The organism is Morganella morganii H1r, from assembly GCF_000633515.1.
In the GTDB taxonomy this organism is placed as follows: domain Bacteria; phylum Pseudomonadota; class Gammaproteobacteria; order Enterobacterales; family Enterobacteriaceae; genus Morganella; species Morganella morganii_B.
This window is the reverse complement of the sequence record NZ_AYMP01000004.1, coordinates 276,523-290,689: the sequence shown is the minus strand read 5'-3', so window position 1 is coordinate 290,689 and position 14,167 is coordinate 276,523. Positions and strand designations below refer to the sequence as shown.

At 49.5% G+C, this 14,167-nt stretch carries 13 protein-coding genes; 5 read left to right on the top strand and 8 right to left on the bottom strand.

The features are described 5' to 3' along the window. Positions 1-46 precede the first annotated feature (46 nt). Positions 47-1,603, bottom strand: coding sequence for a methyl-accepting chemotaxis protein (locus tag U868_RS0102285; RefSeq protein WP_025151875.1), 1,557 nt, complete (start codon positions 1,601-1,603; stop codon positions 47-49). Positions 1,604-2,062: 459 nt separating this feature from the next. On the opposite strand from U868_RS0102285, the gene U868_RS0102280 reads away from it, so the two are divergent. Further along, the gene (locus U868_RS0102280; protein WP_025151874.1) at positions 2,063-3,535 is read left to right on the top strand and encodes an amidohydrolase family protein; all 1,473 of its coding nucleotides are present in this window, start codon (positions 2,063-2,065) and stop codon (positions 3,533-3,535) included. Between the two features lie 94 nt (positions 3,536-3,629). Here the strand turns inward: U868_RS0102280 and U868_RS0102275 are convergent, their stop codons facing one another. Next, positions 3,630-5,807 carry a TonB-dependent siderophore receptor gene (locus tag U868_RS0102275; RefSeq protein WP_025151873.1) on the bottom strand — a complete coding sequence of 726 codons (2,178 nt, stop codon included), beginning with the start codon at positions 5,805-5,807 and terminating at the stop codon, positions 3,630-3,632. A 117-nt stretch (positions 5,808-5,924) separates the two neighbouring features. Then, positions 5,925-7,337, bottom strand: a complete 1,413-nt coding sequence (locus tag U868_RS0102270; protein WP_240182642.1) for a DHA2 family efflux MFS transporter permease subunit — start codon at positions 7,335-7,337, stop codon at positions 5,925-5,927. Positions 7,338-7,461: 124 nt separating this feature from the next. Between U868_RS0102270 and U868_RS0102265 the strand changes: the two genes are divergently transcribed. After that, the gene (locus U868_RS0102265) at positions 7,462-7,899 is read left to right on the top strand and encodes a MarR family winged helix-turn-helix transcriptional regulator (RefSeq protein ID WP_025151871.1); all 438 of its coding nucleotides are present in this window, start codon (positions 7,462-7,464) and stop codon (positions 7,897-7,899) included. A gap of 131 nt (positions 7,900-8,030) precedes the next feature. After that, positions 8,031-8,621 (top strand): class I SAM-dependent methyltransferase, encoded by a 591-nt coding sequence (locus tag U868_RS0102260; RefSeq protein WP_025151870.1) that lies wholly within the window; start codon positions 8,031-8,033, stop codon positions 8,619-8,621. A gap of 63 nt (positions 8,622-8,684) precedes the next feature. On the opposite strand, the gene U868_RS0102255 is transcribed toward U868_RS0102260, so the two are convergent. Beyond that, positions 8,685-9,035 carry a hypothetical protein gene (locus U868_RS0102255; protein WP_025151869.1) on the bottom strand — a complete coding sequence of 117 codons (351 nt, stop codon included), beginning with the start codon at positions 9,033-9,035 and terminating at the stop codon, positions 8,685-8,687. A 399-nt stretch (positions 9,036-9,434) separates the two neighbouring features. On the opposite strand from U868_RS0102255, the gene U868_RS23340 reads away from it, so the two are divergent. Next, positions 9,435-10,229: a DUF4225 domain-containing protein gene (locus tag U868_RS23340; protein WP_025151868.1), complete on the top strand. Its 795-nt coding sequence runs from the start codon at positions 9,435-9,437 to the stop codon at positions 10,227-10,229. Next, positions 10,226-10,552 carry a hypothetical protein gene (locus tag U868_RS0102240; RefSeq protein ID WP_025151867.1) on the top strand — a complete coding sequence of 109 codons (327 nt, stop codon included), beginning with the start codon at positions 10,226-10,228 and terminating at the stop codon, positions 10,550-10,552. The genes U868_RS23340 and U868_RS0102240 overlap by 4 nt, the downstream gene beginning before the upstream one ends. A 41-nt stretch (positions 10,553-10,593) precedes the next feature. On the opposite strand, the gene U868_RS0102235 is transcribed toward U868_RS0102240, so the two are convergent. The 4 genes from U868_RS0102235 to prmA form a co-directional block, all read right to left on the bottom strand. Then, a complete protein-coding gene (locus U868_RS0102235) occupies positions 10,594-11,067 on the bottom strand; it encodes an Hcp family type VI secretion system effector (RefSeq protein WP_025151866.1) in 474 nt (157 codons plus the stop codon). Between the two features lie 589 nt (positions 11,068-11,656). Beyond that, positions 11,657-11,953, bottom strand: coding sequence for a DNA-binding transcriptional regulator Fis (gene fis / locus U868_RS0102220; RefSeq protein WP_004240545.1), 297 nt, complete (start codon positions 11,951-11,953; stop codon positions 11,657-11,659). A gap of 20 nt (positions 11,954-11,973) precedes the next feature. Next, entirely contained in the window at positions 11,974-12,945 is a 972-nt protein-coding gene (gene dusB, locus U868_RS0102215; RefSeq protein ID WP_025151864.1) for a tRNA dihydrouridine synthase DusB, read from the bottom strand. Positions 12,946-13,235: 290 nt separating this feature from the next. Further along, complete coding sequence (gene prmA, locus U868_RS0102210; RefSeq protein WP_025151863.1) at positions 13,236-14,120, bottom strand: 50S ribosomal protein L11 methyltransferase; 885 nt, start codon at positions 14,118-14,120, stop codon at positions 13,236-13,238. Positions 14,121-14,167: the final 47 nt, after the last annotated feature.

The window sequence follows — 14,167 nt, the reverse complement described above, 5'->3', positions numbered from 1 at the left end:
CGGAACAGTGATAACGGGCAGTGATGCCCGTTATCACTGTACATTATTAAGACGGCGTTCCGGTGAGCTGAAAGACCCCAACCATCTCATTGAGTGTACCGGCCTGCTCATTCAGGGAAGAGGCAGCGGCAACAGACTGTTCCACCAGGGTGGCATTCTGCTGGGTGGCGGAATCAATCAGTCCGATAGCGCTGTTGATCTGGGTGATGCCGTCAGTCTGTTCATGGCTGGCGTAGCCGATTTCATGGAGTAAATCATCCATCTGGCTGACATTGCTGATAATACCGCGCAGTGATTCAGCCGCTTCCTCCACCAGCTGCAATCCCTCGCGGGTCTGACTGGCCGAGTTTTCAATCAGTGTGCGGATCTCACCGGCAGAATCGGCGCTGCGCTGCGCCAGCAGACGGACCTCACCGGCGACCACCGCAAAACCGCGCCCGTGCTCACCGGCTCTGGCGGCTTCCACGGCGGCATTCAGCGCCAGAATATTGGTCTGGAACGCTATAGAATCAATCAGATTGATAATGTCTGACATCCGGGTGGCGGTGGTGTTGATCGTGCGGATTTTATCCGTCACCTGCTCCATCATCTCACCGTTGTGTTTCACCACCCCGGCGGTATCTGCCGACAGCGTGGTTGCCTTAAGGGTATTGGCTGCGGTGTTTTTCACCGTTGCGGTGATCTGCTCCATGGAGGCCGCCGTTTCTTCCACAGACGCGGCCTGTTCTTCCGTACGGGCAGCCAGGTTCTGGTTACCGGCAACAATCTGCTCTGCGGTGGCAGACAGGCTGACCGCGCCGTTTTTCACTTCGGTCACGATATCCTGCAAATGCACCTGCATTTCAGCCAGCGCATTGAGCAGCACGCCGGTTTCATCATGATGCGTGACATTGATCTGCTGTGTCAGATCGCCCTGTGCAATGGCGCGGGCAAGCGTGACAGCTTTGTCCAGCGGACGGGTGATACTGCGTACAATAATCTGTGCCAGTACGGCACTGACGATGGCACTGATGATGGTCAGGGTGATCAGCAGGAGACGGTTGGTTTTAAAATTACTCTCCACCTGATTTCCCGCTTCTTTCATATGCGCATCCTGAATGGCGATTAACTGCATCACATTATCACGGTAAGCGCGCTGGATACCGGCGGTGGTATTCACCATCTCATTGATTGCGGCGGCTTCATCTCCGTTTTGCGAGAACTGAACCATGCGGCGCTGAGAAGTAAGGTATTTCTGACGAACCTCGCGGATTTCTTTCAGGATGTTCTGAGATGCCTCATCCTTCAGCGTCTCATTAAATTCATCCAGAATCAGGGTGATTTTTTTACTGGTTTCGGAGGCACCGGCAGCCAGCTGACGTATCTGAGGGTTCTTATCATCCAGCAGTAAAAGCTGTTGGATACCGACAAAATCATGAAAATAATCAATCAGTAAGTTTGCTTTTACTGTGACAGGATAGTCCTCGTCCAGGATATCGCGGATGCCGTCATTGGCGTTGTTCAGACTGATAACTGACAGTGTGGCACTGATAATCATCAGCAGAATGGAAAAGCCAAAAGCCACGAAAAGTTTCGTAGTGATTTTAATGCTGCGCAGAAACATCATTCCTCCGGATACTCAGTAAATGACTGGTTATCGGAAACTATAGGGAAAACTTTATCAATTAATTAAATTAATTCATAAGCATATAAAGATAACAGCTGAAATAACAACGGGTTGTCAGGATTATTTTTCTTCAGAGGTGACCTTTCGCAGCGATAATCTCAGTGCTTAAGACCTTTGTTTTACGCTTTGTTGATGTTTTGTGCTGAGTTTTTATGAGAGAGAGACATAAAAAATGAGGAAAAAAAGTACAGATTTCGTATTTTTGTCTGTCAGAAATCACGGGATACTTTGCTGAAAAATAAGAATTATTTTCTTTTTTATTCCGGTTCGGAGAATAAACGTCCCCTTTTCCCGGAAAATAAGATGGATTTTATGCTGCCGATTTACAGGTTGATTTTATAATCAGATTGTAATGTACTGATAAGTACATTTTTGATATCAACCAGAGAGGCCAGCATGGAAAACAATAAAAAAATCATTCGCGGCGGCACAATCATCACAATGGATGATGCCACCGGCGATATTATCAACGGCGCGATACTGATCGAAGGCAACCGGATCAGTGCAATCAGTACTGATATACAGGCATTTGATCACCACACTGATGCGCAGGTGATTGATGCACAAGGGGCGATTGTCACCCCCGGTATGATCGACGCGCACCGCCACAACTGGATGGCGCTGTTTCGTGGTGTCTCGGCGGAAGAGTCGTTACCGGCATTTCTTATCAATACCTTCCATGCATCCGGCGCAATGATGACGGCAGACAATATGTATGCCGCTGTTCTGAACGGCAATATCAGTGCCCTGAATGCCGGTACAACTACCGTTTATGAAGTGAATGACTGCGTTAACTCACCGGAACATGCAGCAAATGCGATTGCGGCGATGAAAGCCAGCGGCATCCGTGGTATCTACGGCTACGGTATGCAGGTCTATGATTTTAAACCCGCCGGTTTTGCGTCCATGGATGCACGGCGTGACTGTGCCCGCGAGATTTCCGAAACGCTGTTCCGCGGCCAGGATCGGCTGGCGCCCGGTATGCTGATTTCCGATCCCGGTACGGTACCGTTTGCCGAATCGGCAAAACAAATCCGTCTGGCGGATAAACTCGGTCTGAAACACGCTTCCCATACAGGCGCAGCCAAAACCTCAGTTCTGCTGCGCGGCCTGCGTGAACTGGACGATCACGGCTTATTACTGCCGGGACATATCCACGCTCACAGTAACGGACTGACCGGCGAAGACTGGAAGCTGATCGCCAAAAGCGGCGGTCATGTGGCGAGCACACCATCCAGTGAGTTACAGATGGGGATGGGCTTCCTGCCTTATCAGCCGTGTGCGGAACTCGGTATTCCGTTCGCACTGGGAACCGATTTCATCGGTGTGACAACGGATGACCTGTTCACCCAGATGAATATGGCGCTGCAGATTGAACGTGCGCTGGCGAATGAAAAAGTACATCAGCGCGATACCATGCCGTTTGAAATTACCCCGACCATCCGTGAAGCCCTGCGCTGGGCAACCCTCGGCGCGGCACAGGTGCTGGGACTGGAAAACGAGATCGGCTCGCTGGTTGCCGGGAAAAAAGTGGACATCATTATTATCCGCCACAGAGACGGTTTTGTGGCACCGGTCCACGCCGCAGGCAGTGTGGTACAGATGACGCATGCCGGTGATATCGATACCGTGTTAGCCGATGGGGTGATCCGCAAACAAAACGGCGTGCTGACCGGTTTTGATCTGCCTGAGGTCACCCGCTTATCCCGTAACGCACTGGCTGAGCTGGAAACACGCATCCGTGACCGGAAAATCCTCAATGCACAGGAAGTGGAAGCCTTTTTCCGCCTGGCGGAGCGGATGGCATCCTTCCATTTCGCACAGGCGTACAGTGATGAATTTTTTGTTCAGGCCATGAAACAGTCCTGATTTGCAGTGCGCTGCGGCGGGCAGCGGTCTCTCTTAGTGATCCCGCCTTTTCGGGGATTCCGGTTCAATACGGAATCCCTTTTTTTTATCCCTTTTACCAGTGAAGTGTCAGTGTGGTGGTTATCTGACGGTCATTGCCCCGGCTGCATGCCGCATCCGTAAAGCAGGCGGAGACATAATGCTTATTGAACAGATTATTGATATTCAGCGCGATTTCCGCATCCTCAAGAGCAGGGAGGTTATCAAGCCGGTAGCTCAGCATCATATCCGCCACGGTATAGGCGGGAACGGTGAAGCTGTTGGTGTCATCCCCTTGTGTCTTACCGTTATAACGCACACCTCCGCCGACAGTCAGGCCGCTGAGCGGGGTACTGTCAAAAGTGTAATCTGTCCACAGCGAGGCAGTGTGCGCCGGAACCATGGCGGGGTGATGATTGGCATTCTCCTCCTGCTGACGGAAACGGGTATCGGTATAGGCATACCCGGCAATCAGGTTCCAGTTGTAGGTCAGCGCGGCTTTGGTTTCCAGCTCAATCCCCCGCGAACGGATTTTCCCGCCCTGAACACTGAAAAACGGATTCAGAGGATCACGGTGCAGGTTATTATCTTTGGTCAGTTCATACACTGCGAGTGTGGCGGACAGAGCAGAATTGTCCGGTAAGTATTTCAGTCCGGCCTCATATTGTTTTCCGCGTGACGGTGACAGCGGTTTTCCGCTGACAGTAGCCGCAGTGCTTGGCTCAAAGGATTCGCTGTAGCTGAAATACGGGGCGAAACCATAAGGCAGCTGATAGTTTACTCCGCCGCGCCAGGTGAACTCCCTGTCTGTCTGGTGATGGGCGCTGTCTGCGCCGCTGAGGTTATCGTGGCTGCGCGATTTGCTGGTGTTTTCGTCATAGCGGCCGCCGAGGGTGAATGTCCAGTCATTAAGGAAAAGCTGATCCTGGGCATAAATTCCGGTCTGATGATTCTTATTAACAGTGCCGCTGTCTGCCAGGGGCATTGTTGTCAGATTGCCGTACTGCGGGGATCGCAGATCCAGCGGAGCGGCAACGCCCATCTCATTGGTCATCCGGTTGCGCAGTTGTGAGTAATCCACGCCCGTCATCAGGGTATTACGCCAGCCGTGACCGCTGATGTTGTGGATGACATGGGTGTCAGTCACCAGGCCGGACAGCCGTTCGTCATTACGGATATGACTGCGGGAGAGGGTGGATGAGAGATCCTGCTGCGGCACGCCGTAACAGGCCGCCGGATTGCTGCTGCATAATCCGCTGCCGTAAATGGTGCGCCAGTTAGTGCTGATGTGCTGATAACGTAATCCCTGATGCAGCGACCAGTTATCATTGAATGCATGATCAAACTGCCAGCCGATCAGCCGCTGCTGCCGTTCAAAGCGGTTATAGCCCGGCTCGCCTTCGTTGAAACCGGCCGGCAATTTCCCGGCAGCGCCGCTGTCCACTGTTCCTTCACGCGGCAGCCAGCCATAATAGCCGTTGCGCGGGGCATTCATGGCCTGCGCGGTAAGCAGTAAAGAAGTGGCATCATCCGGCTGCCAGAGATAAGAGCTCTGCAAGGCATAATACCGTTCCCGTTCTCCCTGTTGTTGCTGATGCTGGTCATGCAGTGTGCCGGTCAGGCGGTAAGCCTGTGTTTCCTCATCATTCAGGGCGTCACTGAGATCAAACCCGGTCTGCCACAGGTGGTGATTCCCGGCCTGTAAGCGGATTTCCCGCAGCGGATCCATCTGCGGACGTTTGGAGGTCATGGTGACCACGCCGCCCGGATTGGATTGTCCGTAAAGTACCGACGCCGGGCCTTTAAGCACATCAATCCGCTGCATAAAGTCCGGCAGCATCCGGCTCTCCGCATACATATCCCCCTGTACTTTTAATCCGTCCAGATAGATATTCTGGCTGACATTATGGAAGCCGCGCATCATCACACTGTCGAAAACGGATGAACTGCCGGACGTACCGGTCACCACGCCGGGGGTATATCCCAGCGCCTGTTTCAGTGTGGCGGGATTGCGGGCGGTGATTTCCTCCTCACTGATCACCGAAACTGAAGAAGGAACTTTGTTCAGCGGTGTGGCGGTTTTGGTGGCGCTGTCGCTGTGTGTGGCGCGGTATGTGCCGTTGCTGTCCGGCGGGCTGACCGCAGGCGGCGCGGCGGTGACCACGATTTCATCTTCAGCGGCGTGGCAGACACCGGCAACCAGTAAAGCCGCCAGCGAAAGCCGGAACAGGGACGTGCGGTATAGTGCAGTCATACATCCTATCTCATTGAATGATAATTATTACCGTCATCAGTGACATGTGTGCGGATGACGGCTGTGATAAATAATGAAAAAGGCTGCCGGAGCAGCCATCAGAGTGAATTCAGGTGATTACGCCGCATCAGCATGCGGGCGCGGTTTTTTCATGAAGAAGGCGAAAACCAGTGATAACAGGCCGAGCAGCAGGCTCAGCCGGAATACGGCATGGATCCCCGATGCCAGTGCGGCGGTTGCTGTCTGCTGTGCCGCGGTGTCACGGTAAAAAGACATCAGAGAGATGGCCGAAGCGGTACCAACGGCACCGGCTACCTGATAAAAGGTATTCCAGACGGCAGAGCCATCAGCGTATAACCGGGCGGGCAGGGCACTCATGGCAGTGGTCTGCGCGGGCATGATCACACAGGTGACACCCAGGCACAGGAGCATAAAGGCGGCGACAATCTGCCACACCGGCGCATTTTCACCGATGGCATACAGGAACAACGCAGCACTCATCAGCATAAACAGAGAGCCGCAGACCACAAACGGGCGTGAATCAAACCGGTTATACAAAAAGCCGATCAGCGGTGAGAACACCACATTGATAATATTGCCCGGCAACAGCAGAACCCCGGCCAGTGCCGCACTCAGCATCAGCACATCTTTCAGGAACACCGGCAGAATAATCGCGGCGGAGAGCACACTCATCATGCTCAGGATCATCATGATCAGGCCGATAATAAACAGCGGATTACGGAAAACATCCGGGTGGATCATCGGCATCGCCATGTGTGTCTGACGGCGGGCAAATACGCCGAGGCAGAGAACCCCCGCCAGCAGGGAGCCCCAGACAGCGGGATCGCTCAGGCTGTGTTCCGCCAGGATAGCCAGCCCGTAGATGATGCCGCTGAATCCGGCGGAGGAAAGCAGGAGAGACATGATATCAATACGCGGCCGCGTGATGTCACCAATCGGCGCGATGGATTTCACGGCAAACAAAATGATGGCGGCATAGGCCAGCGCACTGAGCCAGAAAATAGCATGCCAGCTCAACAGGGTGATAATAAAGCCGGAGATTGTCGGCCCCAGTGCAGGCGCCAGGGTGATCGCAATACCTATCATCCCCATCACCATCCCGCGCTGATAGACCGGGAAAATGAGCAGCGCAGCACTCATCATTACCGGTAATATCACCCCGGTACCGACAGCCTGGATAACCCGCCCGAGCAGCAGCACGGCAAAACCGGGGGCCAGTGCGGCTACCAGACAACCGGCGAGAGAGACACACAGCGCAGTGAGGATCAGCACTCTGGTATTAAACCAGCGCACCAGAAACGCCGACACCGGCACGAACACCGCCAGGGTCAGCAGGTAGCCGGTCACCAGCCATTGCGCCTGACCGGCGGAGAGAGAGAACTGGCTCATCAGATTGGTGAGCGCCATATTTAATGCGGTTTCCCCGAACAGGCCGGTAAATGTCCCGGCCATCAGTACGCTCAGCATTATTTTCGGATAGCGTACCTGTATTGTTGCTTCTGTTGTCACATTCTTATCCTATTATTTCATCAACCAGGTTGACGAAAAGAAAAGTAACGCACTTTGCGATAATGGTCAACTTAGTTGACCAATTGTTTTTGGTATACTGCACAAAAAGGAAAGGGGGGAGCGCGTGAAAATTGCATTGAATGACCTGGATTTTATCGACCTTATCAGTGAGCGGCACACACTGCTCCGTGAACGGATTGATGCACTCTGGAATGCCCGCAGCGACATTCATATGAGTAATTCGGAGTGGTACATTTTATCGAGGGTGTATGACCAGCCGGTATCCATAGCCGATATTTCCGCGACAGTCACCATTTCCCGTCAGGCGATTCATAAATTCATCCGCCAGATGGAAGAGAAAGGATTAATCACCATCTTTGATGTTCAGGGCAGCAAAAAGCTCAAAGGGGTGAAAATGACACCGTACGGGCAGCAATGCTATGACGCCTATGAAGCTATCAAAACAGGATTGTGTGATGAAATTGCTGCTGCTGTCGGGCAGGAAAATCTCGCGCTGGTCATCCGGTTATTTCAGCAGCCCTGGTTTGATGAAACACAGTAACGCCGGATGGTAAAGAAACAGAATCCTCCGCTTGTTACTGTTTAACCGTTCCGTTATAACAGGCATCTGACTGCCGGGCGGAGTTCGTTTGTCGTGTGCTGTCCGGAAACTGACTGAAAAGGAAGCAATAAATGTCCGGTTTTATCGTAAATCGTGGTTATGGTGAGGATGAGCACCTGGGCGGGAATATCCTGGAGGGAGACCCGCATACCTATTCACCGACAGTATGGGATTATCTGATTAAACGTTTTGCGCTGCACTCTGTGCTGGATGTCGGTGCCGGCATGGGCTACGCGGCGAATTATTTTCACCGCGCCGGTTTACAGACACTGGCGGTGGAAGGGCTGGAATCCAATGTTGAGAACTCACTTTATCCCTCTCTGAAGGTTGATTTGACCCGCTCTTCCGTACAGTGCCGCGTGGATCTGGTTCATTGTCAGGAAGTGGTTGAACATATTGAGGAAATGTTTGTGGATCATCTTCTGCAGTCATTTGCCTGCGGGCGGATTCTGGTGATGACCCACGCACTGCCGGGACAGGGCGGATATCACCATGTGAATCTGCAGCCACCGGAATATTGGATTGAACATCTGAAAAGATACAATTTTGAATTTCTGTCAATCGATACCCACCGGATACGCAGAATGGCCGAACAGGACGGTGCTATTTATATGGCACAAAGCGGCATGGTTTTTGTTAACCGCGAACGTCTGCCGTTATAATCTGAACCGGACCCGGTTAATATCCGTAACGCCTTTTCTGCTGTTCAGAAAAGGCGTTTTTGTTCAGACGGCAGCGATATGTGTGAACAGCCAGCGGAGCAGCACATCGGTCAGAGCGGCATCATCCGCCGGGTTCAGTTTTGCGGCTTCTTTCCGGAAATGCTGCCATAACACCCCGTTCTGTGCGGGGATTTGCCGGTGCAGGCGCTGTGCTGCCGCCAGTTTACTGCTGATCACCTGCGGATCCGGAAAACGCGGCAGCGGCTGCCCGTACAGACACTGCAGGTCATCCTGCAGCTGTGAAATTTGTGACGGTGCAAAATTGAGTAATTGTCCGCTTTGTCTCAGTCCGGAGGAATACCCTGCCTGAACCGCCTGTAATGATTGATGTAATACCTGCTGCAGTGTGTTCATTTTTCTCTCCTGATAATCCGGGCTGCTGTGCCGGGGATAATAGCGGACAGAAAAATCAATGCTTCGCTGTCCGGCGAAATATCTGCGTTTATCATGGAAGAGGAAAAGAAACGGAACACTCCGGTTATTGCTTTTTAATTGTGCTTATCCCGGGGAAAAGGATTCAGGACTTATCATCATGTCCGCAGAATGATAAATAACGGTAAAGCTCAGGCAGTTCTGAATGCCTCCGGCGGATAACAACCCTTGTATCAGTCAAAAGAGGATGGGAATTCCGGAAAAATACGCTTTTTATGTGGTTATATTGTGGAAAATTTAGGTTTTGGTGATGTAATTATTGGCAAATATCCTTAGGAAAAGCATAATGGCGTAAATTTTACTTACTTCCTCAGGTAACAAATGAGCCAGTACGAATTAGATTATTCATTCAGTGACGCATATCAAAGTACCCTGAATAACATTTCAAATGAACTCCGGAAAGAAGCCGAAACAATCGCGTTTATGCATATACATAACTCCGAAGTGAGAATGAAGTTTTTAAGGGATATAAGTCAGTTCATTTCAAGAAATGAATGGGAGGTAAGAAACGCCTGCCTGAGCTTATCAGCAGGACTGGATAATATCGAAGATATGAGGGCGTTACTGAAAGAGCAGCAAAGAGCAATTCAGCTTCAGGAAGTCCGACAATATGCTTATGTTGAAGCTGTTAAGAATGAAAAAAATGGTGTCACAACTCTTTTTTTAAAACAAGTTGGATTTGTTGGTGGCGGTATGCAGATTATCGCTGGTTATGGCGCTTGCGCAGCCAGTGTTGGTCTGCTGTGTAGTTCATTAAGTGTGGGACTGATCGCTCAGGGCACGAATAATATGTATGAAAATGGTTACTATCTTTTATTCAGGGAAAACACCAGCGGATATTTAAGGGATGGTTACAGATATGTATCAAAAGAATTAGGGTATGGTAACGATGAAGCAGATATGATTTATAATTTCGTCGATCTGACATTATCCGCAGGCGGTATGGTAAATCCAGCATTAAAACCAGGAGCATTCAAACTTTATAACTACATAGACACTGATTTTATTGCAACATGGAGATTAATGTCTCCGGCTGCTTTATATTCAGAGGGGTTTTTAGATGCCGTGACGATATACTCAACCTATGATTTGTATAATAACAAGAGTAAAAAATGACAGATTTTAATACATTAACAAAAATACCATTTGGTTGGTATCAAATATTTTTATATTATATTATTTTTTTTGTTGTGTTTTTTGTTACAAGGAAATTAATGAATTTTTTAATAAAAATAAATAATTCATTTCTAGACTTTATTTACATATTAGTAATAATGGCTATTGGGGGAGGGTATCTAACAGTATTTAAACTTGGTGAAAATTTCATTCTTGGACGATTTTTTATATCATCAGGTGGAAATAAAGATATTATAATATGGAGTAGCCTTTTATTTTCTTTTATTCTTGCTTTTTTTTCATCACCAAATATAAGAAAATAATTTATTGGCTGAAAATTATTATTTTCAGCCAATAAATAAAACTATACGGTACTGGCGATGCTGTAACCTGATGTTGATGCCATGATATGATTACAGGTAATGCTTTCATAACGAAGTGTCAGCGTTTCACTGGGTAACGCATCATTTTGCATCAGAGAGTTAGCGTGTGTTTGTGAAAAGTTAATGATGCTCGCATTCCGTAAAAGAATGGTCATATATTTCTCCTGAGCACCAGCATCGGATGTACGGTAATAATCAATTTCACAATCCATTACTTCATTATTCGTTACAGCGGTAATCAATAATGGCGTGGATTTATCCACGTATTTTGTTATTGAAACCGGGCCGTGAGTTAGATTTTGTGCCCTTGATATATCAAAAGAAACCGCTATTACCAATATTTCATCAGTATGTGATGCCTGATACTTATTACCCAGTGATTTATAAGATGAGCAACCATCAGAAATCCCGCCTTGATTTTTGCCATTTATTGTCATATATATATTGTTAGCCATAACAACTACTCTCCAAAGAAATAATTGGTTTAATAAATTATTTCCCTTATGTTGATGTTTTAATGCCGCTATTTCCCATGAAATTAAAGTGCATTTTTAATTATTCTGAATGGCTTCAAATAATAATGGTAATGCCGAATCAATTAATTTAGTCAATGTAACGTTCCGGTTTACACTGTCATCATGTCCGGATGTCTGCAAAGCCGGGCTTGTGATATAAATTTCATGCTCATGTCCCGGTTGATAATCAGACCCCGGTGACTCTCCGGAAGATGCTCCCTGCGAGATCAATCCCTGATTTTCACCGGTTACTGACTGGTAAATAGCGCGTGACATTAACTATCTTCATAAGGTATATGGTAAATTTACCTTAAGTTCATCATTTTATTCATATTAGTGCAATAAAAAAATACGACGTTATCGTAAGTAAAAATTACAGCTGCACAGACAGCCGCCGGAACCGCATGATGTTCAACCGGCAGGCATTATTGCGCACCAAACGGTATCAGCGTTCGGATAAGCTGCAACAAAAAAGCCCTTTCAGTTATCCTGAAAAGGCTTTTCGATTCAGAGCATTAAACGGTATTACTTAGTTCATGCCGTATTTTTTCAGTTTTTTACGCAGAGTACCGCGGTTGATACCCATCATCAGGGCAGCGCGGGTCTGGTTACCACGGGTGTATTGCATCACCATGTCCAACAATGGCTGTTCAACTTCAGCCAGTACCAGCTCATACAGTTCATTAACATCCTGACCGTTTAATTGAGCAAAATAGTTCTTCAGTGCTTGCTTAACTGAGTCACGTAACGGCTTTTGAGTTACCTGATCTTGTGAATTTACAGTAGCAACGGTTAGTACGTCAGAATTTACGCGTTGTTCGAACATAGTTCTGTCAGCTCTTTTCTTTATTTACGCAAAAAATTTTCAAAATATGCCTCCAACGCCTCCAGCTGTTCGCCGGCATCCTCAATGGCGTTGAATGTGCGCCGAAACTGAACATCAGGTGCATGTTCCTGCATATACCAGGAAACGTGCTTGCGGGCTATGCGGGCTCCCTTGCTTTGACCGTAAAAGTCGTGCAATTCCCGCACATGCTCGCACATTATGCGTTTCACCTCTGCACCGGGCAGGGGCGGCAACAGTTCGCCTGTGTCCAGATAGTGCTGGATTTCCCGGAAGATCCAGGGTCTTCCCTGAGCAGCACGACCAATCATCAGCGCGTCTGCGCCGGTGTAGTCCAGTACTGCCCCGGCTTTAAGCGGGTCAGTAATGTCGCCATTGGCAATAACCGGGATGGCAACAGTCTGCTTAACTGTCCGGATGTTGTCGTATTCGGCTTCCCCATTAAACAGACAGGCACGGGTCCTGCCATGGATCGTAAGAGCCTGAATACCGCAACGCTCGGCCAATTGGGCAATCGTGACACAGTTCCGTTCTTCCGGTGACCAGCCGGTGCGAATTTTCAGTGTGACGGGTACGTCCACCGCATTAACCACCGCTTTCAGAATCTCTTCCACCAGCGCCGGATAACGCAGCAGGGCGGAGCCTGCCAGCTTACGGTTCACTTTTTTGGCCGGACACCCCATATTGATATCGATGACCTGCGCACCACCGGCAACATTAATCTTTGCCGCAGCCGCCATTTCACCGGGATCATTACCGGCTATCTGCACAGAACGGATACCTGGCTCATCACTGTGTACCATGCGTAATCTCGATTTGTCCGTCTTCCAGACCTGGGGGTTGGAAGAAAGCATCTCTGAGACGGCCATACCCGCGCCCATTTCATAGCACAACGACCGGAAAGGCCGATCGGTGATGCCTGCCATAGGGGCCGCGATAAGGCGGTTTTTCAACTGGTATTGTCCGATACGCATAGACGAAGAAGTGTGGCCATACTGTGACTGCAAGGGCGCGTATATTACGCATTTTTTCAAAGATATGAAAGGACAAACTTTGAGCAAATCGACCTTTACGGCGAAATTTTTTTTATTGCTTTTTTCGGATTTTATTAATTAGTCTGTTGTAACAATAAGTTAGCTCAGAACAGCATACCGTGCGGTTTTATGATTTAATTTTCAGAATAAAATGCGTTTGCGTGAAATTGCTTAAAATATATTCACTTAATCACGCAAACGCACGATTTATATACCAAAAAGTAAGAATATCAGCCGCGTTTTGTGGCGGTGATCCGGCACCATTCTTCTTTTTCGGCAATCTCATCAATCTCAAAGGCGTCACGGTAAGCCTCTGCCACGCCTTCCGCCTGAGTCGCGAGCACGCCGGATAACCCGAGTAATCCGCCGGCCTGCGGCAGCGCGCCGATCACCGGTGCCAGTTCACGCAGCGGACCGGCCAGGATATTGGCCACCACAACGTCCGCAGAGAGCGTCTGCGGCTTTTTATCAGAGAGGTAAAGGGTCAGCTTGTCTGAGACGCCGTTGCGCTCTGCGTTGTCCCTGCTGGCCTGAATCGCCTGCGGGTCGATATCGATACCGATAGCTTCTTTTGCGCCCAGTTTGAGGGCGGCGATCGCCAGGATCCCGGAGCCGCAGCCGAAATCGATCACGGTTTTACCGTTCAGATCCAGCCCGTCGAGCCATTCAAGACACAGAGAGGTAGTCGGGTGGGTACCGGTACCGAATGCAAGACCCGGATCGAGCATCACATTGACCGCATCCGGGTCAGGGATTTCACGCCAGCTCGGGCAGATCCACAGGCGCTGACCGAAACGCATCGGGTGGAAGTTATCCATCCATTCGCGTTCCCAGTCTTTGTCTTCAATCTGTTCGATTTTATGGACAAAGTGTTCGCCCAGCAGCGGATGCTGCTGTAATTGCGCAACAACGGCTTTCATGTCTGTTTCGGCGTCATACAGGCCGATCACGTCGGTGTCGCCCCACAGGCGGGTTTCCCCCGGCAGCGGTTCAAAAATCGGGGTATCGTGGCTGTCCTGAAAGGTCACAGAGACAGCACCGGTTTCAGTCAGTTCATCACCGATAACTTCGGCATCAGCACCGGTGGAATTTAAGCGTATTTGGATCCAAGGCATAACATACTCTTTATAAAAAAGCCCCTGTATAACAGGGGCCTGAGAAA